At 66.4% G+C, this 22,078-nt stretch carries 18 protein-coding genes; 7 read left to right on the plus strand and 11 right to left on the minus strand.

The annotated features are described in order from the left end of the window. A partial coding sequence (locus tag M3I54_RS31545; protein WP_254343045.1) for an IS3 family transposase occupies positions 1 to 212 on the plus strand: 212 nt, incomplete at its 5' end. Positions 213 to 291: 79 nt separating this feature from the next. Here M3I54_RS31545 and M3I54_RS31550 read toward each other — a convergent pair. Next, positions 292 to 2,010, minus strand: coding sequence for a glutamine--tRNA ligase/YqeY domain fusion protein (locus M3I54_RS31550; protein WP_254343046.1), 1,719 nt, complete (start codon positions 2,008 to 2,010; stop codon positions 292 to 294). Positions 2,011 to 2,160: 150 nt separating this feature from the next. Here M3I54_RS31550 and M3I54_RS31555 point away from each other — a divergent pair, with 150 nt between their 5' ends. Then, positions 2,161 to 2,724, plus strand: coding sequence for an alpha/beta hydrolase (locus M3I54_RS31555; RefSeq protein WP_309249658.1), 564 nt, complete (start codon positions 2,161 to 2,163; stop codon positions 2,722 to 2,724). Between the two features lie 15 nt (positions 2,725 to 2,739). On the opposite strand, the gene M3I54_RS31560 is transcribed toward M3I54_RS31555, so the two are convergent. Further along, entirely contained in the window at positions 2,740 to 3,960 is a 1,221-nt protein-coding gene (locus M3I54_RS31560; RefSeq protein ID WP_254343047.1) for a CaiB/BaiF CoA-transferase family protein, read from the minus strand. A 326-nt stretch (positions 3,961 to 4,286) separates the two neighbouring features. On the opposite strand from M3I54_RS31560, the gene alaS reads away from it, so the two are divergent. Continuing rightward, complete coding sequence (gene alaS / locus M3I54_RS31565; protein WP_254343048.1) at positions 4,287 to 6,911, plus strand: alanine--tRNA ligase; 2,625 nt, start codon at positions 4,287 to 4,289, stop codon at positions 6,909 to 6,911. 81 nt (positions 6,912 to 6,992) lie between these two features. Here alaS and M3I54_RS31570 read toward each other — a convergent pair whose 3' ends face one another. Then, positions 6,993 to 7,934: a LysR substrate-binding domain-containing protein gene (locus M3I54_RS31570; RefSeq protein WP_254343049.1), complete on the minus strand. Its 942-nt coding sequence runs from the start codon at positions 7,932 to 7,934 to the stop codon at positions 6,993 to 6,995. 97 nt (positions 7,935 to 8,031) lie between these two features. On the opposite strand from M3I54_RS31570, the gene M3I54_RS31575 reads away from it, so the two are divergent. From M3I54_RS31575 to M3I54_RS31585, 3 genes are all read left to right on the plus strand, one after another. Beyond that, positions 8,032 to 9,267 carry a YbfB/YjiJ family MFS transporter gene (locus tag M3I54_RS31575; protein WP_309249659.1) on the plus strand — a complete coding sequence of 412 codons (1,236 nt, stop codon included), beginning with the start codon at positions 8,032 to 8,034 and terminating at the stop codon, positions 9,265 to 9,267. Between the two features lie 91 nt (positions 9,268 to 9,358). Further along, complete coding sequence (locus tag M3I54_RS31580) at positions 9,359 to 9,889, plus strand: NUDIX domain-containing protein (protein ID WP_254343050.1); 531 nt, start codon at positions 9,359 to 9,361, stop codon at positions 9,887 to 9,889. A gap of 52 nt (positions 9,890 to 9,941) precedes the next feature. Further along, the gene (locus tag M3I54_RS31585; RefSeq protein WP_254343051.1) at positions 9,942 to 10,382 is read left to right on the plus strand and encodes a thioesterase family protein; all 441 of its coding nucleotides are present in this window, start codon (positions 9,942 to 9,944) and stop codon (positions 10,380 to 10,382) included. A gap of 35 nt (positions 10,383 to 10,417) precedes the next feature. Here the strand turns inward: M3I54_RS31585 and M3I54_RS31590 are convergent, their stop codons facing one another. The 3 genes from M3I54_RS31590 to M3I54_RS31600 all read right to left on the minus strand — a co-directional run bounded on the left by M3I54_RS31590 (position 10,418) and on the right by M3I54_RS31600 (position 13,292). Further along, a complete protein-coding gene (locus tag M3I54_RS31590) occupies positions 10,418 to 11,329 on the minus strand; it encodes a DUF4922 domain-containing protein (protein ID WP_254343052.1) in 912 nt (303 codons plus the stop codon). A gap of 6 nt (positions 11,330 to 11,335) precedes the next feature. Further along, a complete protein-coding gene (locus M3I54_RS31595; protein WP_254343053.1) occupies positions 11,336 to 11,821 on the minus strand; it encodes an adenosine-specific kinase in 486 nt (161 codons plus the stop codon). A gap of 208 nt (positions 11,822 to 12,029) precedes the next feature. After that, positions 12,030 to 13,292: an MFS transporter gene (locus M3I54_RS31600; RefSeq protein WP_254343054.1), complete on the minus strand. Its 1,263-nt coding sequence runs from the start codon at positions 13,290 to 13,292 to the stop codon at positions 12,030 to 12,032. 419 nt (positions 13,293 to 13,711) lie between these two features. Between M3I54_RS31600 and M3I54_RS31605 the strand changes: the two genes are divergently transcribed. After that, positions 13,712 to 15,394 carry a methyl-accepting chemotaxis protein gene (locus M3I54_RS31605; RefSeq protein ID WP_254343055.1) on the plus strand — a complete coding sequence of 561 codons (1,683 nt, stop codon included), beginning with the start codon at positions 13,712 to 13,714 and terminating at the stop codon, positions 15,392 to 15,394. A gap of 73 nt (positions 15,395 to 15,467) precedes the next feature. Here M3I54_RS31605 and iolB read toward each other — a convergent pair whose 3' ends face one another. Genes iolB through M3I54_RS31630 form a run of 5 tightly spaced genes read right to left on the minus strand, consistent with a single transcriptional unit; the run spans position 15,468 to position 22,066 of the window. After that, complete coding sequence (gene iolB / locus M3I54_RS31610; protein WP_254343056.1) at positions 15,468 to 16,271, minus strand: 5-deoxy-glucuronate isomerase; 804 nt, start codon at positions 16,269 to 16,271, stop codon at positions 15,468 to 15,470. Further along, entirely contained in the window at positions 16,268 to 17,182 is a 915-nt protein-coding gene (gene iolE / locus M3I54_RS31615; protein WP_254343057.1) for a myo-inosose-2 dehydratase, read from the minus strand. Before iolE ends, iolB begins: the two co-directional genes overlap by 4 nt. A gap of 24 nt (positions 17,183 to 17,206) precedes the next feature. Then, the gene (gene iolD / locus M3I54_RS31620; RefSeq protein WP_254343058.1) at positions 17,207 to 19,207 is read right to left on the minus strand and encodes a 3D-(3,5/4)-trihydroxycyclohexane-1,2-dione acylhydrolase (decyclizing); all 2,001 of its coding nucleotides are present in this window, start codon (positions 19,205 to 19,207) and stop codon (positions 17,207 to 17,209) included. After that, complete coding sequence (gene iolC, locus M3I54_RS31625; protein ID WP_254343059.1) at positions 19,204 to 21,219, minus strand: 5-dehydro-2-deoxygluconokinase; 2,016 nt, start codon at positions 21,217 to 21,219, stop codon at positions 19,204 to 19,206. Before iolC ends, iolD begins: the two co-directional genes overlap by 4 nt. A gap of 37 nt (positions 21,220 to 21,256) precedes the next feature. After that, the gene (locus M3I54_RS31630) at positions 21,257 to 22,066 is read right to left on the minus strand and encodes an ATP-binding cassette domain-containing protein (RefSeq protein ID WP_254343060.1); all 810 of its coding nucleotides are present in this window, start codon (positions 22,064 to 22,066) and stop codon (positions 21,257 to 21,259) included. Between the last annotated feature and the right edge of the window lie 12 nt (positions 22,067 to 22,078).

Here is a 22,078-nt window from a genome sequence, read left to right on the forward strand (position 1 = left end):
CGCGCAAGGGCAACTGCCACGATAACGCCGCCATGGAAAGCTTCTTCGGCACCCTGAAGTCCGAGTTCTTTTACCCGACTCGCTTCGAGAGCATCGAAGCACTTCAGGCCGGCATCAAACACTACATTCACTACTACAATCACCAACGCATCAAGCTGAAGTTAAACGGGCTGAGTCCTGTGATGTACAGAACTCAGCCCGTTCGGCCCTAGCCAAATACTGTCCAGCTTTCCGGGGTCAGTTCACAAATCCGTGCGGGCTTTTTGTTGGCCGGCAGGCGCGGCGCGAGCCTTACTTGCCCCAGCTGTCGCGCAAACCGACGATGCGGTTGAAAACCGGCGCACCCAGCTTCGAATCGTAGCGGTCGGCGACGAAGTAGCCATGGCGCTCGAATTGATAGCGGTCTTCCGGCGCGGCGTCGCGTGCGCCAGGTTCCAGATACGCTTGCACCACGCGCTTCGAATCCGGATTGAGCGCCTCGAGGAAGTCGCGGCCGCCCGCGTCGGGCTGCTCTTCGCGGAACAGGCGATCGTAGAGGCGCACTTCCGCCGGGCACGCATGCGGTGCGCTGACCCAGTGAATGTTGCCCTTCACCTTGTAGTTGTTCGCGCCTTCCGTGCCCGACTTGCTGTCCGGGAAGTAGTTGCAGTGCACGGCGATCACGTTGCCGTTCTCGTCCTTGTCCGCGCCCGTGCATTCGATCACGAAGCCATAGCGCAGACGCACCTTGTTGCCCGGGAACAGGCGGAAATAGCCCTTCGGCGGCGTTTCGTTGAAGTCCTCGCGCTCGATCCACAGCTCGCGCGAGATCGGGAACGTGCGCAAGCCGCGCTCCGGATGGTGCGGATGCACGGGTGCCGTGCAGTCTTCGCTTTGACCTTCCGGATAGTTGTCGATGATGAGCTTGAGCGGGTCGAGCACGGCGGCCGTGCGCGGCGCCTTGTCGTCGAGGTCGTCGCGCAGCGCGCCTTCGAACACGCTCATGTCGATCCACGAATCGACCTTCGTCACGCCGATACGCTCGCAGAAGAGCTGGATCGCTTCGGGCGTGAAGCCGCGGCGGCGCACGCCGACGATGGTCGGCATGCGCGGGTCGTCCCAGCCTTCCACATGGCCTTCGGTCACCAGTTGCAGCAGCTTGCGCTTGCTCGTGATCGCGTAGGTGAGGTTCAGGCGCGAAAACTCGATTTGTTGCGGCAGCGGGCGTGCGAACACGCCGGCGTCGGCGAGTTCGCCCAGCACCCAGTCATACAGCGGGCGATGGTCTTCGAACTCGAGCGTACACAGCGAATGTGTGATGTTTTCCAGCGCGTCCGAGATGCAGTGCGTGTAGTCGTACATCGGGTACACGCACCACTTGTCGCCGGTTCGGTAGTGATGCGCGAAGCGGATGCGGTAGATCACCGGATCGCGCATGTTGAAGTTCGGCGACGCCATGTCGATCTTCGCTCGCAGCACATGTGCGCCTTCCTCGAATTCGCCTGCCTTCATGCGGCGGAAGAGGTCGAGGTTTTCGTCGACGGAGCGATCGCGGAACGGCGAGTTCTTGCCGGCTTCGGTGGCGGAGCCGCGGTTCGCGCGCATCTCTTCCGGCGACTGGCTGTCGACATACGCGCGGCCGCGCTGGATCAGCAGTTCGGCGAACTCGTAGAGCTTGTCGTAGTAGTCGCTCGCGTAGAAGAGGTATTCCTGATCGTCTTTCTTCCACTCGAAGCCGAGCCATTCGACGGCGTCGATGATGGAGTTGACGTACTCGACGTCTTCCTTCTCCGGGTTCGTGTCGTCAAAGCGCAGGTGGCACACGCCGCCGTAGCTTTTCGCGACGCCGAAGTTCAGGCAGATGCTCTTCGCGTGGCCGATGTGCAGATAGCCGTTCGGCTCCGGCGGGAAACGCGTTTCCACACGCTGCGCCCACTTGCCCGAGCGGTTGTCGTCGTCGATGATGTTGCGGATGAAATTGGATGCCGCAGGCGCTTCCGTGCGGTCGGCGTCTTTACGTTCGGTATTCATGCGAAAAGGGAGTCGTTCGAGGGCGCCCGTCAAAAGGATAAAAGCGCGTAACTGGGCACCCGATGGTGTCTTCCATTCTACCTGACGCGACCCGCCGTGCCAGTCCCGGTGCCGGATCGTCGCGCGGACCACAACAAACGAGGGGAAAACGTGACGACGAGCGAAACGCCGGTGCTGGTGCTACCGGGCTATATGGATTCGGGGCCGGGGCACTGGCAGACGCGCTGGGAAGCCGCGCACGCGGGCTTCACAAGGGTGCAGATGCCCGACTGGATGCACCCGGACTGCGAGACGTGGTGCGCGGCGCTGGAGGCTGCCGTACAGCGCGCGCCTGCTGGCGTGCGCTTCGCCGCTCACAGCCTTGGCTGCCTGACCGTGGCGCACTGGGCCGCGCATCACGCGAGCGCGGCGACGCGCGCGAAGGTGGCTGGCGCGCTGCTGGTGGCGCTACCCGATCCGCACGGTCCCGAATTTCCGCGCGAGGCGCGAGGCTTCGATCCGGTTCCGCTGGCGGCGCTGCCGTTTGGGAGCGTCGTAGTCGCCAGCAGCGACGATCCGTATGGCGGCGTGGCGTTCTCGGAGCGCTGCGCGCAGGCGTGGGGCAGCCGCTGGATCGACATCGGCGCGCGCGGGCATATCAATGCGGAAAGTAGGCTCGATGACTGGCCGCAGGGGCTGGAGTGGCTGATGTCGATGGGGAAAGTGGGCGGCTAAGCAGCCGCCCGTGCGTTACACCACGCCCTTGCTGCGCAGCGCCGCCACCTGCTCCTCGCCGTAGCCAAGCACTTCGCGCAGTACCGCATCGGTATGCTCGCCGAGTGTGGGCGGATGACTCGCCACGCGCGGCGGCGTTTCGCTCATGCGGATGGGGTTGCCCACGAGCCGCGCCGTGCCGCCCGATGGGTGCGGCACGTCCACCTGCAACCCGCGCGCGATCACCTGCTCGTTCTCGAACACTTCCGCGAGGTTGTTGATCGGCCCACACGGCACGCCTGCGGCTTCGAGCGCGCTGATCCAGTCGGCTTTCGTGCGCGCGCGGATCAGATCGGCAACGATCGGCACGAGCGTGTCGCGATGGCGCACGCGCGCCGGATTGGTCGCGAAGCGCTCGTCGTCGGCAAGCTCGGGCTGGCCCGCCACCTCGACGAACTTGCGGAACTGCCCGTCGTTGCCGACTGCGAGGATGATCCAGCTATCGCTCGTCTGGAACGCCTGATAGGGCACGATGTTCGGATGCGCGTTGCCCCAGCGCGCGGGCGGATTGCCGCTCGCCAGGTAGTTCGAGTTCATGTTCGCGAGCATCGCCACCTGCACGTCGAGCAGCGCCATGTCGATGTATTGGCCCACGCCCGTGCGGTCGCGGTGCGCGAGCGCCGTCAGCACGGCAATGGTCGAATACATGCCGGTCATGAGGTCGGCGATCGCGACGCCCGCCTTTTGCGGGCCGCCGCCCGGCAGCGCGTCGCGCTCGCCGGTAATGCTCATGAAGCCGCCCATGCCCTGCACGATGAAGTCGTAGCCCGCGCGCGAGGCGTAGGGCCCGGTCTGGCCGAAGCCGGTGACCGAACAGTAGATGAGATCGGGCTTCACTTCGCGCAGCGACGCGTAGTCGAGGCCGTATTTCTTCAACTGGCCTGCCTTGTAGTTCTCCAGCACGACATCGCTTTGCGCAGCCAGCTCGCGCACGATGCGCTGCCCCTCGGGCGTGGCGATATCCACCGTCACCGAGCGCTTGTTGCGGTTCGCGGCGAGGTAGTAGGCGGCCTCGGCTGTGTCCGCGCCATCGGGCGTCTTCAGGTACGGAGGGCCCCAGTGGCGTGTGTCGTCGCCGGCACCGGGGCGCTCCACCTTGATCACGTCGGCGCCGAAGTCGGCGAGGGTCTGTGCGCACCACGGTCCGGCGAGGACGCGGGTGAGATCGAGTACGCGGATATGGCTGAGAGCGCCCATGCTGTGTCTTCCAATGTCGTTCTAAGGCAGGCCACGAGCGCGTGTTGTGCGCTGGCCGATGCCGCCCATAGTAAGCGAAAAGGCGCGGTATGCGTCAATATTCGGTACAAGGTTCCGCAGTGCGGAACAAAATTATTCGCTCCAATGTGCTGTCGCGCGCCTTGTCGCGCCCATGCAAACCACGCCGGGCGCGCCGCCGCGAGCGCGCGACGATCCCGTATAATCGCTCGATTCAGCATCGGGGTTTTCGCCAGCAGCATGGGCCCCGAGCGCGACCACGACAAAGATTCAGCACCGTACGCCCCAGGAAGGACCCAACGCACGCCATGAAAGCCGCCGACATCCGCGAGAAATTCCTCAAGTTCTTCGAATCGAAGGGCCACACGATCGTGCGCTCGTCGAGCCTCGTGCCGGGCAACGACCCGACACTGCTCTTCACCAACTCGGGCATGGTGCAGTTCAAGGACGTGTTCCTCGGCACCGAGAAGCGCCCGTACACGCGCGCCACGACCGCGCAGCGCAGCGTGCGCGCAGGCGGCAAGCACAACGACCTCGAGAACGTCGGCTATACGGCGCGTCACCACACGTTCTTCGAGATGCTCGGCAACTTCTCGTTTGGCGACTACTTCAAGCGCGACGCAATCCACTACTGCTGGGAGCTGCTGACCAAGGTCTACGCGCTGCCGGCGGAAAAGCTCACGGTCACCGTCTACAAGGAAGACGACGAAGCCTTCGACATCTGGGCGAAGGAAATCGGCGTACCGGTCGAGCGCATCATCCGCATCGGCGACAACAAGGGCGCGCGTTACGCGTCGGACAACTTCTGGCAGATGGCCGACACCGGTCCCTGCGGCCCGTGCTCGGAAGTGTTCTACGACCACGGCCCGGAAATCTGGGGCGGCCCCCCGGGTTCTCCTGAAGAAGACGGCGACCGCTTCATCGAGATCTGGAATCTCGTGTTCATGCAGTTCAACCGCGATGCCCAGGGCAACATGACGCCGCTGCCCAAGCAGTGCGTCGACACGGGCATGGGGCTGGAGCGTCTCGCCGCGGTGCTCCAGCACGTGCACAGCAACTATGAGATCGACCTGTTCCAGAACCTCATCAAGGCGGCTTCGCGCGAAACGAATACGCCTGACCTCACGAACAACTCGCTGAAGGTCATTGCCGACCATATCCGCGCGTGCTCGTTCCTGATCGTCGACGGCGTGATTCCCGGCAACGAAGGCCGCGGCTACGTGCTGCGCCGCATCGTGCGCCGCGCGATCCGCCACGGCTACAAGCTCGGCCAGAAGGGCGCGTTCTTCCACAAGCTCGTGGCGGACCTCGTCGCCGAAATGGGCGCGGCCTATCCGGAACTCGCCGATGCGCAGCAGCGCGTAACCGACGTGCTGCGCCAGGAAGAAGAGCGCTTCTTCGAGACCATCGAGCACGGCATGTCGATTCTCGAAGCTGAACTGGCCGACCTCGAAGCCAAGGGCGCCAAGACGCTCTCGGGCGAACTCGCGTTCAAGCTGCACGACACGTACGGCTTCCCGCTCGACCTCACGGCCGACGTTTGCCGCGAACGCAACGTCACGGTCGACGAACCGGCGTTCGACGAAGCCATGGCGCGTCAGCGCGAGCAGGCGCGCGCGGCAGGCAAGTTCAAGATGACGCAGGGCCTCGAATACTCGGGCGCGAAGACGTCGTTCCACGGCTACGAGGAAATCGCGTTCGACGACGCGAAGGTGGTCGCGCTTTACGTGGACGGCGCTTCGGTGGGCGAGGTGAAGACGGGCCAGGACGCCGTGGTCGTGCTCGACCACACGCCGTTTTACGCGGAATCGGGTGGCCAGGTGGGCGACCAGGGCGTGATCTCGAACGCGAGCATCCGTTTCGCCGTGGCCGACACGCTCAAGGTTCAGGCAGATGTGAGTGGCCACCACGGCACGCTCGAGCAGGGCACGCTTAAGGTTGGCGACGTCGTGAAGGCGGAAATCGACGCCATTCGCCGCGCCCGCACCGCGCGCAACCACTCGGCCACGCACTTGATGCACAAGGCGCTGCGCGAGGTGCTCGGTTCGCACGTGCAGCAGAAGGGCTCGCTCGTCGACGCGGATAAGACCCGCTTCGACTTCGCGCACAACGCACCGATGACGGACGACGAAATCCGCCGCGTCGAGCAGATCGTCAACGCGGAAGTGCTCGCGAACGCGCCCGGCATCGTGCGCGTAATGTCGTACGACGACGCGGTGAAGGGCGGCGCGATGGCGCTGTTCGGCGAGAAGTACGGCGACGAAGTGCGCGTGCTCGACCTCGGGTTCTCGCGCGAGCTGTGCGGCGGCACGCACGTCACGCGCAGCGGCGACATCGGTTTCTTCAAGATCGTGATGGAAGGCGGCGTGGCCGCGGGTATCCGCCGCGTGGAAGCGATCACGGGCGACAACGCCGTGCGCTTCGTGCAGGACCTCGACGCCAACATCAACGCGGCAGCCGCGGCGCTGAAGGCGCAGCCTTCGGAACTCACGCAGCGCATCGCGCAAGTTCAGGACCAGGTGAAGTCGCTGGAGAAGGAACTGGGCGCGCTCAAGTCGAAGCTCGCTTCGAGCCAGGGCGACGAGCTCGTGGGGCAGGCCATCGAAGTGAACGGCGTGCACGTACTGGCGGCGACGCTCGATGGCGCCGATTCGAAGACGCTGCGCGAGACCGTGGACAAGCTCAAGGACAAGCTCAAGAGCGCGGCGATCGTGCTGGCGGCTGTGGACGGCGGCAAGGTCAGTCTGATCGCGGGCGTGACCGCCGAGGCGAGCAAGAAGGTCAAGGCCGGCGAACTCGTAAACTTCGTCGCCCAGCAGGTCGGCGGCAAGGGCGGTGGCCGTCCCGACATGGCGCAGGCAGGCGGCACCGAGCCGGCCAACCTGCCGGCCGCGCTCGCCGGCGTGAAGGGCTGGGTCGAAGCGAAGCTGTAATCCGCGCGTCGCGGCTTGAACGCCGCTTTGCGGCGAAAAAGGGCTGTCCGTGAGGGCAGCCCTTTTTGTTTCCCGCGCGGCTTATATGGCGTGAAGACCTGAGGGCGTGGCTGCAGCTTCACCCGCTAATGGCAACGCCGCGCTGCCCGTGCGTTGCGCATGCTCCAGCAGCGCTTCCTTCAGCGCGCCGAGCGCGGGCGAAAAGTGGCCCCGCCGCCAGGACAGCAGCGTGTCGATTTGACCGAGCTTGCCGAGCGAATGCATCGTGACCTCGTCGGCGCCGCGTTGCAGTTCGAGCACAGAGCGCGGCGCGACGGCCACGCCCGCGCCCGCCGCCACACACGCGACGATCGCGTGATACGAGCCCAGTTCCAGCACGCGCGAAGGCCGGATGCCGTGCTCCAGATACCAGCGCTCGACATAGGCGCGATACGCGCAGCCGCGCTCGAACGCGACGAGCGTGGAGAGCGCGATGTCGCCGGGCTGGCGGATCGGCCGGTGCCCGCGCGGCGTGAGCATCACGAGTTCCTCGCGATAGACCGGCACGAGCTCGAACACCTCGGGGTCCGGCAGGCCGTCGAGCGGTGTGGCGATCAGCGCGGCATCGATTTCGTACTCGCGCAGGCGCTCGATCAGCGTGCCGGTCGTGCCCGTTTCCAGTTCGAGCGTGACCTCGGGCCACGTCTGGTGATAGTGCGCGAGCAGGCCGGGCAGACGGCTTGCTGCAGCGCTCTCCATGGTGCCGAGCCGCAGGCGTCCCGCCGGGCGCCCGGCCTTCAGCGCATGGCGCGCTTCGTCCGCGAGCGCGAGCAGACGTTCGGCATAGGGCAGCAGGGTTTCACCGGCGGGCGTGAGAATGAGGCGGCGGCCCTCACGCGTGAAGAGCGGCGTGCCGAGCTGATCTTCGAGCTGCTTGATGCGCGTGGTCACGTTCGACTGCACGCGGTTGAGCTTGGCAGCGGCCCGCGTCACGCCGTTTTCCCGCACGACCGCCCGGAAAATCGCCAGTTCGGCGAGGTCCATAGTTCTCTCCTCGGAATGCATCGATTCATGATAATTCATTTTTCGTGAACGATAGAATTGCCTACGATGGTAGGCAGTTGCTTAATCCGCTAATCTCATGAACGACTACGTCCCCGGCGCCGTCCACGTTTCCGAGCCACGCCCGCATGCCGGCCGTCGCGCGGCGTTGGCCTGCATGGTGAGCCTCGCCGTCGCGCTGGGCGTCGGGCGCTTCGCCTTTACGCCGCTTTTGCCGCTGATGCTGCACGGCGGCGCGCTCGACCTGCGCCACGGCGGCTGGCTCGCATCCCTGAACTACGCGGGCTACTTCGTTGGCGCGATCAGTTGCGTCGCGCTGCGCATGGCGCCCGCGAAGATCGTGCGCGCGGGCCTCGTGGCCACGGTGCTCCTTACACTCGCGATGGGCTTCACCCAGCAGTTCTGGATCTGGGCGGTGGTGCGCTTCGTGGCGGGCGCGGTGAGCGCGTGGACTTTCGTCTTCGCCTCGCAGTGGGGCCTGCGGCGGCTCGCGCAGCTCGGCGCGAACGAGTGGGGCGGCGTGATCTACACCGGTCCCGGCATCGGCATTATTGCGACCGGGTTGTTCGTGAGCGCGGCAGGCGGTCTCGGCGCGCGGACGGGGTGGATCGGCTTCGGGCTAATCAGCGCACTGCTCGCCGCCGTCGTCTGGTCGACGTTTGGAGAAGACATGCGCGCGCTAGCGCCGCGTCCCGCAGCGAGTGCCGCAAGTGCTGCGGCAAGCGTCGCGCACGAGCGCGAAGGCCGCCGCGCCGACGCTTTCTGGCTCGTGCTGCTCTACGGCGTGCCGGGCTTCGGCTACATCATCACGGCGACGTTCCTGCCCGTGATCGCGCGCCATGCGCTGCCCGGGTCGGCATGGCCCGATCTGTTCTGGCCGATGCTTGGCGCGGCGCTGATCGCCGGCGCGCTGCTGGCTGCGCGCTTTCCGCTGCATTGGGACAACCGCCTGATGCTGGCGGGCGCCTACGTGCTGCAGGCCGTGGGCATCGTGCTTGGGATCATCTGGCCCAACGCCGCGGGCTTCTCGTTCGGCAGCGTGTTGATCGGACTGCCGTTCACGGCGATCACGCTCTTCGCGATGCGCGAAGCGCGTCTACTGCGTGGCGAGCATGCCGCCGCGCTGATGGGCTATGCGACGGCCGCCTATGGCATCGGGCAGATCGCGGGGCCGCTCGTGGCCGCGCCGCTCGCGGCGTCGACGGGCTCGTTCTCGCCTTCGCTGTGGCTCGCGGCACTCGCGCTCGTGGCCGGCGCGATCGGGCTCGTATGGCGGGCCTGGCGTACGCGCGAGGCCGCACGCCGACTCCGATAGCACACTAAAATGGACGCTTTCGCGCGCGCCGCGAGCGTCCCCCGGGCCGCGCGGCCGGTTCCCAGCGCCATCGACCCCTGCCTTTTTCCCCATGAGCGACTACCAGTTTTGCCCGCGCTGCGCTACGCGCCTGACCGAGCGCGCCGATCCCGCCCACGAAGGCGGCCGGGTGCGTCTTGCCTGCCCGGACCACGTCTGTGGTTACGTCCACTGGAATAATCCGCTGCCCGTCGTGGCGGCGATCGTCGAGTACGAGGGCCGCATTCTGCTCGCCCGTAACGCGGCCTGGCCCGAAGGCATGTTCGCGCTCATCACCGGTTTTCTCGAAAACGGCGAGACGCCCGAGGAGGGCATCGCGCGCGAGGTGCATGAAGAAACCGCGCTGCGCGCCGAGAGCGTCGAACTGGTTGGCGTGTACGAGTTCATGCGCAAGAACGAGCTCATCATCGCGTATCACGTGAAGGCGTCGGGCACGATCTCGCTCTCGCCGGAACTGCTCGAATACCGCCTCATCGAGCCCGCGAAGCTGCGGCCGTGGCGCGCGGGCACGGGCCAGGCGCTCGGCGAATGGATGCGCCGGCGCGGCCTGCCGTTCGAGTTCGTCGAGCGTCCGGGCCAGTGATGGCCGCGCGACGATCGACGCTTTCCCGCTACGCCTTCCCTCGATCTCCTCGATGAACCGACCCGTCACCGTCGCCCGATCCGGGTATCGTCATTTCCTGCCGATCGGCACGCGCTGGATGGACAACGATGTCTACGGCCACGTGAACAACGTCGTCTACTACAGCTACTTCGACACTGTGGTGAACGAGTATCTGATTCGCGCGGGCGCGCTCGACATCGAGCACGGCACGACCATCGGGCTCGTCGTCGAAACGCAGTGCAACTACTTCGCGCCGCTCGTGTTTCCGGAGCGCGTGGAGGCGGGCCTGCGCGTCGCGCGTCTCGGTTCGTCGAGCGTGCGTTACGAGGTCGGGCTCTTTCGCGAAGGCGAGGACGCGCCCGTGGCGCAGGGGCATTTCGTGCACGTCTACGTCGATCGGGCGACGCGCCGGCCCGTGAGCGCGTTGCCCGACGCGCTGCGCGCGGCGCTCGAGCCGCTCGTTGTCGGCTAGACGCGGTCGGCTAGACGCGGTCGGCTAGACGCGCCTTAGCGCGCCACGCTTACGCGTTCCAGCGCCGTCATCGGGCCGAGCTGCGCGAGCGTCTGCAACTGCGCCGCGTTGCGCACGAAGAACGAGCCGGCGAAGCCGAGCGAGTTCACCGAGATCCCTTCGATGCATTCCGCCACGCGCGGCACCACCAGCATCCACCGGCTCGTGACGAGCAGGTTGTACGGCGCGCCCTGATGCGCCACGCCGCCCAGGCCGATAGCGGGCACGCCCGCCGCGTCCAGCAGCGCGCGATAGCAGTCGAGTGCGATATGCGCGGCGCTGTCCGCCGGGCCCGTGTCGGGGCCGAGGTCGAGGCGCGCGAACGCATGGCGAAACGCGAGCCCCGGCACGATCGCGATGGGACGCGCGCCGGGCACCGCCTGCGCGCCGCCGAGCAGCGTTTCGAGCGGCGCCACGTGAGGTGCATCGACTGCGAGCGGCAGCGGCACCATCTGCAAATGCTTGTGTGGCTGGCTCGCGCCCGCGGCTGCGCCGCCGTTGTAGAACCCGAGTCCGTCGATCTCGCGCAGCACCGCTATCAGCGCGGTGAAGTCCGCCGCGTCGAGCAGCGCTTCCTGCGGCTCGTAGCGGCGCGTCACGATCAGCAGATGCCGGTCGATCACATTGAACTTGTTGAGCAGCGCGACATGCGTGGGCGAAAGATCGCCGACGAAGAGATCGGGCTCGTAAGGCAGGAACGGATCGCGCGGCGCCTCTCCAGCAGAAGAAGTCGACGTCTGCGGCGTGAGCCGCGCCGCCTCCTTCCGCGCGAGATTCCCGGCCACGCGCACGGAGAAGCGCATGCCGCCATCGTCGATGCAGGTATGCGCCGTCTCGATGGGATGAAGCGCGCCGCACGCGAGCGCGTGCGCAGTCTGCCGCTCGATCGCCGCACACAGCGTTGTCATCGGCGCTCAGGCCTTGTAGCCGATTGCGCGCAACAGGTCCTTGCGCCAGCGCACGTCGTCCTCGGCCTCGATGCCCAGCGGCGGCATGCCGTCCACCACGCCGACGATGCCCCGCCCCTGGTCTGTTTCCGCGATCAGCACCTGCGTGGGGTTCGCGGTGGCGCAGAAGATGCGGCAGACCTCGGGGACGGCCTTGATCGCGTTGAGCACGTTGATGGGGAAGAAACCGTCGCCGAGAAAGACGATGAAGCAGTGACCCGCGGCGATGCGCAACGCGTTTTGCGTAGCCATCTCGATGAGCGCGTCCTGTGTGCCCGAACGCCGCACGAGCCGCTTGCCCGACGCTTCGCAGAACGCGACGCCGAACTGGATGCCCGGCACCGTGCTGTAGAGCGCCTCGTGCAGATCCTCGACGGATTTGATGAAGTGGGTCTGGCCCAGGATGAAGTTGGTGGCTTCGGGCTTTTCGATCTCTACCGTGGACAGTTGCATGGCGAACCTCGTGCGCGGGCGTCTCGAAAGCGCCGCCTTTCGCCGGGCCGAAGGGGCTGGCGGGCGGCGGCGGCCAACCACAAGCCTAGTACGAAGTCGCGGCGAGGCAAAGCCTGTGCAGGCGCACAACGAACAACGGCCGGAGTCCCGAGGGACGTCCGGCCGTTTTGCTGAGCGACCCGCGCTGCGCTGCGCTTATGCCACCTGCTTACGCGGTCTTCTTCGCGCGCTTGCCTTCCACGTCGGGCAGCAACACGGTGAGGATGCCGATGAGCGGCAGGAACGAGCAGACCTTGTAGACGAAGCCGATGCTGGTCGCATCCGCCAACTGTCCGAGCACCGCTGCGCCGATGCCGCCGAGGCCGAACGCGAAGCCGAAGAAGAGGCCCGCGACCATGCCCACCTTGCCCGGAATCAGCTCCTGCGCATAGACGAGGATGGCCGAGAACGCCGAAGCCAGCACCACGCCGATGATCACCGTGAGCACGCCGGTCCAGAACAGGTTGGCGTACGGCAGGAGCAGCGTGAACGGCGCCACGCCGAGAATCGAGACCCAGATCACGTACTTGCGGCCGATGCGGTCACCCACCGGGCCGCCGATGATCGTGCCTGCGGCAACGGCGGCGAGGAACACGAACAGATGGATCTGCGCGGCCTGCACGGAGAGGTGGAAGCGGTCGATCAGATAGAACGTGAAGTAGCTGTTGATGCTCGCGAGGTAGAAGTACTTCGAGAACACGAGCAGCACGAGAACGCCCATGGCGGTCGCCACCCGCTTGCGCGGGAGCACGACGTGCGGCACCTCGGCGCGCTTTTTCTTCATCGCGGGATGGGCCTTGTACCAGCGGCCGATCTGCGTGAGCACGACCATGCCGACGAGCGCTGCCGCCGAGAACCACGCGATGCTGCGCTGGCCGTGCGGAATGACGATCGCGGCGGCGAGCAGCGGCCCGAGCGACGTGCCCGCGTTGCCGCCCACCTGGAAGAGCGACTGCGCGAGTCCGTGACGCCCGCCCGACGCCATGCGCGCCACGCGCGAGGACTCCGGATGGAACACCGACGAGCCGCAGCCCACCAGTGCGGCTGCCACGAGCAGCACGCCGAAGGTCGGCGCGACCGACATCAGCAGCAGGCCGCACAGCGTGAAGCCCATGCCAACGGGCAGCGAGTACGGCAGGGGCCGCTTGTCGGTGAAAACGCCCACCAGCGGCTGCAGCATCGACGCCGTGATCTGGTAGGTGAGGGTGATGAGACCGATCTGCGTGAACGACAGCGAGAAGTTGTCCTTGAGCATCGGGTAGATGGCAAGGATCAGCGACTGGATCATGTCGTTGAGCAGGTGCGAGAAGCTGATCGCGCCCAGCACCGAATAGACGGTGCGTTGCACCGCACCCGCGGCGGGGGCGGAAGCGGCCGCGGAAGAGCCGGCGGCGGCGCCCGGGAGGGCGCGCTTGTCGAGACTGGTTTCCATGTTTTCGGTAGCAGCAGAGAGTATTCAGCGGGCACCACCCCAGGCGGGCAGCGGCGACGGCATGAAAGGACATGTATAGGAGTTATGAGCGCAGTGTAATGTGTCTTGCTTGAACTGTACGGACAAGATTTGTCGAGAATCAGACATGAACAGCGCGCCGTTACCCTGCGGCCCAATGCCGCAAGGGGCCGGAGCCAATACTCGAAATTGCTCCGGGATTTTTGGCGTTTCATTTTGGCCATGTATAAACCGCCGATATGTGCGCCCACGAGGTGCGCAATACGGGGCCGGAATGCGGGCCGCACCGCGCGCGACGGGGTTAAAGATTGCGCGCCGGTGTGCCGTAGACCGGGGTTGAGGCGTAGCGCAAATCAAGAACGATGGCGCTGAGCCTGACAACAATGCTGGAGACCGAAAAGATGAAAGCAGTATCGCAAGGCGGCAGGCACGCGGGCTTCGTGCCGCAGGATCCGGCAGGCAGCGCGGCGAACGCACAGCAACGCAAAACGGGACGCGCCGGCGCGGCAACGCGACACTCGCGGCTTTCCGTGAAGGCCACACTGCGCCTCGCCTTCGCGCTGGTGCTGATCGGCACGCTCGCCATCGGCGCCGTTTCGCTCGCGCAAATCAGCCGCCTAAACGGCTCGACGCAATCGATCTATGAACAGGGCTACGTCGCGAGCCGCGCCGCCGAGGAAGCGCGCGGCCACGTGCTGCGTGCGAGCCGCGCACAGAAGATGCTGCTCACCGCGACCACGGCGCGCGAGCGCGACGAACTGGGCCAGGACATCGACAAGGATCTCGGCGCGCTCGAGCGCGGCATGAGCCAGCTGCAGCAATACGCGCAGGAGCAGGGCGGCGACGCGCTCGCACTGCAAAAGAAGCTCGCCGATGCGACCACGGCGTGGAGCGGCCATCTGCGCGAGTTCGTGACGCTCGTGAAGCAGCAGCCGCTCGATCTCTCGCAGATGAGCTGGCAGGTGGGCACGCAGGACGTCTCGCTGCTCGTGGAGACCGGCAAGCTCGAAACGCTCGTCAACGACCTCGTCACGCAGCGCGGGACGGCCGCGAAGGCGACCATCGCGAAGGCCGAGTTCATCTTCCAGTCGTCGTTCGTGATGATGGCCGTGGCGACCGTGGCCATGTTCGTGCTCGCGTTCTTCGTGAGCGAATGGGTCGTGCGCCGCATCGCGCGGCAACTGGGCGGCGAGCCCGCGCACGCCAAGGCCATCGCGGCGCGCATCGCGGCGGGCGATCTGGCACAGCCCGTCACGGTTCACGCACGCGACTCGGCGAGCATGCTGGGCGCCCTGCGCGACATGCAGAAAGGGCTCTCGACCACGGTGGCCGAAATCGCGGCCAGCGCTGAGGCGATCGCCTCCGCCTCGGGCGAAATCTCGACCGGCAATCTCGATCTGTCGCGCCGCACTGAAGAACAGGCCATGGCGCTCGAGCGCACGGCGAGCAGCATGGAGCAGCTCACGTCCACGGTGCGCCTGAATGCCGAAAACGCCGAACAGGCCAGCACGCTCGCGGGCAACGCCTCGGCAATCGCGGAGAAGGGCGGCTCGGTGGTGGGGCGTGTGGTCGCGACGATGCAGGAGATCAACGACAGCGCGAAGAGTATCGCGGACATCATCGGCGTGATCGAGGGCATTGCGTTCCAGACCAACATTCTCGCGCTCAATGCCGCCGTGGAAGCGGCGCGTGCGGGCGAGGAAGGGCGCGGGTTCGCCGTGGTGGCGGGCGAGGTGCGCAGCCTCGCGCAGCGCAGCGCGGCGGCGGCCAAGGAGATCAAGGCGCTGATCGGCGCGTCCGTCGAGCGCGTGACCAATGGCTCGACGCTGGCGCAGGACGCGGGCTCGACGATGGACGAAGTCGTAAAGGCCGTGAGACGCGTAAACGACATCATCGGTGAAATTTCGGCGGCTTCGCGCGAGCAGCGCTCGGGCATCGAGGAAATCAGCCGCGCGGTCACGCAGATGGACGCCGGCACGCAGCAGAACGCGGCGCTCGTGGAAGAGGCGACTGCCGCTGCGCAATCGCTCGACGATCAGGCGAAGGTGCTCAAGCGGCTGGTGGGGAAATTCCGGCTGGCTTGATGCTCTTGCCGTTCGGTGCGGGCACAACGAAAAACGCCGCGTGGTTCTACACGCGGCGTTTTTTATGGACGCGTCATTTCGCGTCGCGCTCGATGATCCACTCGTGCGCCGGGTCGTTGTGGAAGTGCCATTCGCGCGTGGGGCCCGCCATCACGTTCAGGTAGTACGAGTCATAGCCATACGGGACGACTACCGGGTGATAGCCGCGCGGCACCATCACGACGTCGTGATTTTCCACGGCCATCGTTTCGTCCAGATCGCGCGCATCGGTGTACACGCGCTGGAATGCGAAACCCTGCTGCGGATTGAGCCGGTGATAATAGGTTTCTTCGAGCGCGCTTTCCTGCGGCAAGCGGTCGGCGTCGTGCTTGTGCGGCGGGTAGCTCGACGAATGGCCCGATGGCGTGCGCACCTCGACCACGAGCAGCGATTCCGCGGGCGCGTCTTGCGGCAGGATATCGCATACGTAGCGCGTATTCGCGCCCTTGCCGCGCGTGGAGCGCTTCATCTGCGCGGGCTCGATGAGGCGAATGGGCAGCGTGCCTTTGGCGGGCGCGCTCGCCACGCCCACTTCGGCGTTGCGTGTGGCGCGCACGGTCGCTTTCACGCCGGGCGGCACATAAAGGGCATACGGCGCGGCGTCCTCGAAGACGCTGTCGCGCGAGCCCAGGCTCGACCAGCGCTCGCCGCCCGCCTCGATATCCACCGCGCCCGAGAGCACGACGATGCAACTTTCGCGATCGGGCTCGCAGACGTAGACGACTTCATCCGCCTCGAGCCGATAGGCGGCGAAGCCGACATAGCGCCAGCCCGCGGTGTCGGGCGTGACGCGCGCGATTGTCTGGCCTTCGCGCGCGGCCTTGACCAGCAGAGTCATGCTGCCTCCTTCGATTGGGTGTCCGTAGCATCGACGAGCGTGCGCAGCGTACGGTAACCCTTTTGCGCATATTCGTAAGACGGTGCGATCACAGGGTCCTGCTCGGCTTCGACGACGAGCCAGCCGCGATAGCCGTGATGCCTCAGCCGCGCGATGATCGCGGGGAAATCGACGGCGCCGTCGCCCGGCACGGTGAACGCGCCTGCGAGCACGGCGTCGAGAAAGCTCCAGTTGCGGTTGCGAGCGAGTTTCATGACGGCGGGGCGCACGTCCTTGCAGTGCACATGGCACACGCGCGCAATGTGCTTGTCGAGTTCGACGACGGGGTCGCCGCCCGCAAACGTCATATGGCCCGCGTCGAACAGCAGGCCGACGGCGTCGCTCGTGCGCGCCATGAGTTTGTCGACGTCGGCGGGCGTTTCGACATAAGCGCCCATGTGATGGTGGTACGCGAGCCGCACGCCGCGCGAGAGCGTATGGCGCGCGAACGCGTCCACGCGCGCGGCGTATTCGTCCCACTGCTTGTCGCTGAAAAAGCGCGGACGCTGATAGAGCGGACGCGGCGCGCCCTGGATCGAATCGGCGACCTCGCCGTAGACCATCACGGTTGCGCCGTTCTGCGCGAGCAGGTCCAGATGCTTCTCTACCGCGGCGATCTCTTCTTCCACGCTGCGCCGCGCGAGCATGCCCGAGTACCAGCCGGAGACGAGCGAAAGGTCGTATTGCGCGAGGAGCGCCTTGAGCGCCTGCGGCTCGCACGGAAACTTGTTGCCTAGCTCGAAGCCCTCATAGCCGATCTCGCGGCCCTCGGTCAGCGCCTGCGATAGCGGCGTCTCGCCGCCGAGCGAGGGCAGGTCGTCGTTCATCCACGACAGCGGGTTGATGCCGATGCGTACTTCAAATGCGCTCATGTGCGCTCCTCGATGTCTGTGTCGTCAGACGCGTGATGCGTTGCCGGGTTCGTCGTCGCTGGCGGGCGTGTCTTCGGTCGCTTGCGCGCGCGCGCCGCGCTGCGCGACATGTTCTTCATAGCGTTCGCGCGCCTCGCGCACGCCAGCGCGCGTGGACACCTCGGGCACGGCGACTTCCCACCACCAGCCGCCTTCCTCGGTCGTGCGCGCGGGGTCGGTGTCGATGCAGACCACATAAGTGCGCGACGCAGCGCGTGCGCGTTGCAGCGCCGCTTCGAGTTCCGCGACATTCGCCACGTGTTCGGCCTGTGCGCCGAGCGAGCGCGCATGCGAGGCAAAGTCGATGCGCGGCGCGCCGAGCGGCCCTTGCGCGCAGTCGTCGAACAGGTTGTTGAACGGCGCGCCGCCGCAAGCTTGCTGCAACCGGTTGATACAGCCATAGCCGCGGTTGTCGAGCACGACGACGATGAGCTTCGCGCCCAGCATGACCGAGGTGGCGATCTCGCTGTTCATCATCAGATAGCTGCCGTCGCCCACCATGACGATGACCTCGCGATCGGGCCGCGCGAGCTTCGCGCCGAGACCGCCCGCGATCTCATAGCCCATGCACGAGTAGCCGTATTCGACGTGATAGGCGCCGGGCCGGCCCGCGCGCCAGAGCTTGTGCAGCTCGGCGGGCAACGTGCCAGCCGCGCAGACGACGATATCTTCGGTATACGAACGACTCGACGAACGCTGGACAGCGCCGATCACATCGGCGTCGTAGGGCAGGCAGTTGCGTTCCTGCGGCGCGTGCGTGAGACGCTCGATGCTCGCGCGCCAGTCGTTGGCGAGGCCCTGGGCGCGGGCGGTCCAGTTCGCTTCGGCGCGCCAGTTGATCAGTTCGTCGTTGAGCGCGGCGAGCGCCTGGCGCGCGTCGGCCTGCACGGCGAGGCCGTCGTGCTTGAGTGCGTCGAAGCCGTTGGCGTTCACGCCGATCACATGCGCGTTCGCAAAAAGCGAGTTCGAGCCGGTCGTGAAGTCCTGCAAACGCGTGCCCACGGCGAGCACGCAGTCGGCGTCGCGCGCCAGTTCGTTGGCGGCGGGCGAGCCCGTCACGCCGAGCGCGCCGACGTTGAGCGGATCGTCCCACGCGAGCGAGCCTTTGCCCGCCTGCGTTTCGGCCACGGGAATGCCGCGCGAGGCCGCAAGCGTCTGCAAGGCCTGCGAGGCGCGCGAATAGAGCACGCCGCCGCCCGCCACGATGAGCGGGCGTTTTGCGCGATGCAACTGCGTAAGCGCCGCGTCGATCTCGGTCTGAACAGGCGAGGGCGCGTGGAACGTCACGAGGCGCGGCGTGAAGAAGCTCGCGGGATAGTCCCACGCCATCGTCTGCACGTCCTGCGGCAGCGCGAGCGTGACCGGGCCGCAGAGCGCGGCGTCGGTGAGCACGCGCAGCGCGCGCGGCAGCGCCGTGAGCAACTGCGCGGGATGCACGATGCGGTCGAAGTAGCGCGACACGGGGCGCAGCGAGTCGTTCGCGGAGATGCCGCCGTCGTGCAGGTCCTCGATCTGTTGCAACACCGGATCGGGTTCGCGCGAAACGAAAATGTCGCCGGGCAACAGCAGCACCGGCAAGCGGTTCACGTGCGCAAGCGCGGCCGCCGTGACGAGATTCGTCGCGCCCGGGCCAATCGAGGTCGTCACCGCCATCATGCGGCGGCGAAAGTGCGCCTTGGCATAAGCGATCGCGCTGTGCGCCATGGCCTGCTCGTTGTGCGCGCGCAGCGTGGGCAGTTCGTGCCGATACTGATAGAGCGCTTCGCCGATGCCGGCCACGTTGCCGTGACCGAAGATCGCGAACACGCCGCCGAATAGCGGCTCGGTGCGGCCCGAGCCGTCCTCGCTCGCCACGCGCTGCGCCCCGAGGTAGCGCACGAGCGCCTGCGCCGCCGTGAGCCGCACGGTGCTCGCGTGCGCGCCGGGCTTGGCGTTCTGCGCGCTTACCTGCGAGGCGTCATCGCCAGGAGCAATGCGTTGATTCATGCCGCCTTCTCCTCATGGTTATCGTGCGCGCCTTGAGCGTCGGCGCGCGCGGCGCGCCAAGCGCCGATCAGCGTTTCGAAGGCGCGGCGCGCGCGGGCGATCACTTCGTCGTCGCCGATTTCGCCTGAGAGCCAGGCGAGGCTCGGCTCGTAGAAGATCGAGCGGCCCACCGTGAAGCCCCGGCACGTGTTCGAGGCGGCCGCCGCGCGGAAGCCTTCCACGAGCTGGTCGATAGGCGCGGAGAGCCCGAGCAGCACGACGCCGCGGCAATACGGGTCGCGCTCGGCGATCAGCGCGTCGATGTCGCGCCATTGCGCGGCGCCCGTCGGTTCGAGCTTCCACCACTCCGGATAGAGGCCGATGTTGTAGAGCCGCTTGAGCGCGCGATAGACCGTATCGGGCGCATTCGGCTTGCCGCCCAGCTTCGGCGGAATCACTTCGAGCAGCAACTCGTGGCCGCTCGCCTGGGTGGCGTCGTAAAGCGCGCGCAACTGCGCTTCCTGTTCGAGACGCTGCTCGATGGACTCGTCGGGATGGAACTGCACGAGGCACTTCACCGTGTGGTCGATGGGCCAGGTAGCGAGCGTCGTGCCGATCGAGCGGCCATGGTCGAACACGAGCGGCACGGAACCCGGTAACTCGACCGGGCGGCCGATCCACCAGCCGCGGCCGGTCGCGGCGTTGAGCGCATCCTGGCCGTAGCGGTCATCGATCAGGACGCCGATGCGTCCCTGCAAACCGAGCGTGCGCTCGGTCTGCGCCACAGCCTCGACGAAGAGATTCTTGAGATACGAAATGCGCGCTTCGCTTACGCCGGTTTGCTGGGCGAGATCGAAGAACTGGTTGCGATGGTCGAACGCGAAACCGAGCACTTCGTCATGCCGCTTGCGCGCGGGCGTGACGCGATGCAGGCGCGCGAGCGTCGCGTCGCGGTCGGGGCGGCGCATGCGCACGGGGTCGACGGCCGCTTCGCGCAGGAAGTAGTCGAGTTCCACCGGCGTGGGCATGGCGGGCGCGCAACCATGCCGCGAGACGACGAGGGCGCCGCACGCGTTGGCCGAGCGTGCGCAATCTTCGAGCGAGGCGTCGCGCAGCCAGCCCGAAAGAAAGCCGGAGGCGAAAGCGTCGCCTGCGCCGAGCACGTTGAGCACTTCGACTTCCACGCCGCGCTGCATCGGCAAATCGTCCATCGAGGCGGGCACGGCGCCTTCCACGATCTGGCAGCCAAGCGGCCCGCGCTTGACGAGCAGCGTCGCGCCCGTGACTTCGCGCACGCGCTCGAGCGCATCGACGAGCGATTCCTTGCCGCCTGCAATGCGGAACTCCTCCTCGGTGCCGATCACGAGATCGAAATGCGGCAAGATGCGCTGCAAATGGGCGCTCACGCCTTCGCTCGCGACGAAGCGCGTCTCGCCGTCCGCCTTGCCCGTGAGGCCCCAGAGCACGGGACGGTAGTCGATGTCGAGCACGGTGCGCACGTCGTTGCGGCGCGCGTAGTCGAGCGCGGTGAGGCTCGTGCGGTTCACCTGCTCGGTCGAGAAGTGCGTGCCGGTAATGAGCAGCGCTTTCGACGAGGCGATGAAGGCTTCGTCGAAATCGCTCGAATCGACGGCCATGTCGGCGCAGTTCTCGCGGTAAAAAATGAGCGGGAACGTGTCGCGGTCTTTCAGGCCCAGCAGCACGAGCGCCGTGAGGCGTTCGTGGTCCACGCGCACATGGCTCGTGTCGCAGCCTTCCTTCGTGAGCGTTTCCAGGAGAAAGCGGCCCATGTGGTCGTCGCCCACGCGCGTGAGCATGGCCGATTTCAGACCAAGACGCGCGCAGCCGAAGGCGATGTTCGCGGACGAGCCGCCCAGATACTTCGCGAACGTGGAGACGTCTTCGAGCCGCGCGCCCACCTGTTGCGCGTAGAGATCGACGCCCAGGCGGCCGAGGCAGACAATGTCGCGGCTGCGCCCGGCGGCGAAGCGGCTTGGCGTTGAACGGGGCGGGGTTGAATGAGTCAGGGCCATGTGTATTCCTGTTGAGTGCTGTGCCGTGCGCGCGTGATCAGATAGTCGCGCCGTCGAGTTCGGCGATCATCTTCTGCATCTCCGCGCCGCCCGCCATCATGTCGAGCACTTCGTTCTTGCTGATCGTGTCCTTCGTGTAGGTGCCCAGCGACCGGCCGCGATTGAGCAGCGTGAACGAGTCGCCGATGGGGTAGGCGTGGTGCACGTTGTGGGTGATGAAGATCACCGAAATGCCCTTGGCGCGTGCCGCATGAATCAGCCTGAGCACGTTGAAGCTCTGCTTCACGCCAAGCGCGGCGGTCGGCTCGTCGAGAATCAGCACGCGTGCGCCGAAGTGAATGGCGCGTGCGATCGCGAGGCACTGTTTCTCGCCGCCCGACATCGTGCCGATGGCCTGATGCGGGTCGCGCACGTTGATGCCCATTCCGGCGAGGCGATCCTTCGCAATCGTTGCGCTCGCATCGAGATCCATCACGTTGATGAAGCCGAACAGCTTCTTTTGCGGTTCGCGGCCCATGAAGAAGTTGCGCGCGACCGAGAGCAGCGGCACGAGCGCGAGATCCTGATAGACGGTGGCGATGCCGAGATCGAGCGCGTCTTTCGGCGAATCGAACGTCACGGGCTTGCCGTCCACGAAATACTGGCCGGAGGTTGGCTGGTGCACGCCGGCGAGCGTCTTGATGAGCGTGGACTTGCCCGCGCCGTTGTCGCCGAGCAGGCAGTGCACCTCGCCGCGCTTTAAGCGCAGCGTGACGCCGTTCAGTGCGATGACCTTGCCGAAGTACTTGCTGACATTCTCGAGCGCGAGAATCGTGTCGCCGTTTGCGGTGTTGGTGGTATCGGACATTTGAGCCTCCGG

This window comes from Paraburkholderia sp. CNPSo 3274 (genome assembly GCF_024206475.1).
Lineage (GTDB): Bacteria > Pseudomonadota > Gammaproteobacteria > Burkholderiales > Burkholderiaceae > Paraburkholderia.

Bases quoted from the DNA above. Each gene is read 5' to 3' on its own strand.
- M3I54_RS31550 (WP_254343046.1), bottom strand. From the start codon at position 2,010: ATGAATACCGAACGTAAAGACGCCGACCGCACGGAAGCGCCTGCGGCA.
- M3I54_RS31560 (WP_254343047.1), bottom strand. From the start codon at position 3,960: ATGGGCGCTCTCAGCCATATCCGCGTACTCGATCTCACCCGCGTCCTC.
- alaS (WP_254343048.1), top strand. From the start codon at position 4,287: ATGAAAGCCGCCGACATCCGCGAGAAATTCCTCAAGTTCTTCGAATCG.
- M3I54_RS31570 (WP_254343049.1), bottom strand. From the start codon at position 7,934: ATGGACCTCGCCGAACTGGCGATTTTCCGGGCGGTCGTGCGGGAAAAC.
- M3I54_RS31575 (WP_309249659.1), top strand. From the start codon at position 8,032: ATGAACGACTACGTCCCCGGCGCCGTCCACGTTTCCGAGCCACGCCCG.
- M3I54_RS31580 (WP_254343050.1), top strand. From the start codon at position 9,359: ATGAGCGACTACCAGTTTTGCCCGCGCTGCGCTACGCGCCTGACCGAG.
- M3I54_RS31585 (WP_254343051.1), top strand. From the start codon at position 9,942: ATGAACCGACCCGTCACCGTCGCCCGATCCGGGTATCGTCATTTCCTG.
- M3I54_RS31590 (WP_254343052.1), bottom strand. From the start codon at position 11,329: ATGACAACGCTGTGTGCGGCGATCGAGCGGCAGACTGCGCACGCGCTC.
- M3I54_RS31595 (WP_254343053.1), bottom strand. From the start codon at position 11,821: ATGCAACTGTCCACGGTAGAGATCGAAAAGCCCGAAGCCACCAACTTC.
- M3I54_RS31600 (WP_254343054.1), bottom strand. From the start codon at position 13,292: ATGGAAACCAGTCTCGACAAGCGCGCCCTCCCGGGCGCCGCCGCCGGC.
- M3I54_RS31605 (WP_254343055.1), top strand. From the start codon at position 13,712: ATGAAAGCAGTATCGCAAGGCGGCAGGCACGCGGGCTTCGTGCCGCAG.
- iolB (WP_254343056.1), bottom strand. From the start codon at position 16,271: ATGACTCTGCTGGTCAAGGCCGCGCGCGAAGGCCAGACAATCGCGCGC.
- iolE (WP_254343057.1), bottom strand. From the start codon at position 17,182: ATGAGCGCATTTGAAGTACGCATCGGCATCAACCCGCTGTCGTGGATG.
- iolD (WP_254343058.1), bottom strand. From the start codon at position 19,207: ATGAATCAACGCATTGCTCCTGGCGATGACGCCTCGCAGGTAAGCGCG.
- iolC (WP_254343059.1), bottom strand. From the start codon at position 21,219: ATGGCCCTGACTCATTCAACCCCGCCCCGTTCAACGCCAAGCCGCTTC.
- M3I54_RS31630 (WP_254343060.1), bottom strand. From the start codon at position 22,066: ATGTCCGATACCACCAACACCGCAAACGGCGACACGATTCTCGCGCTC.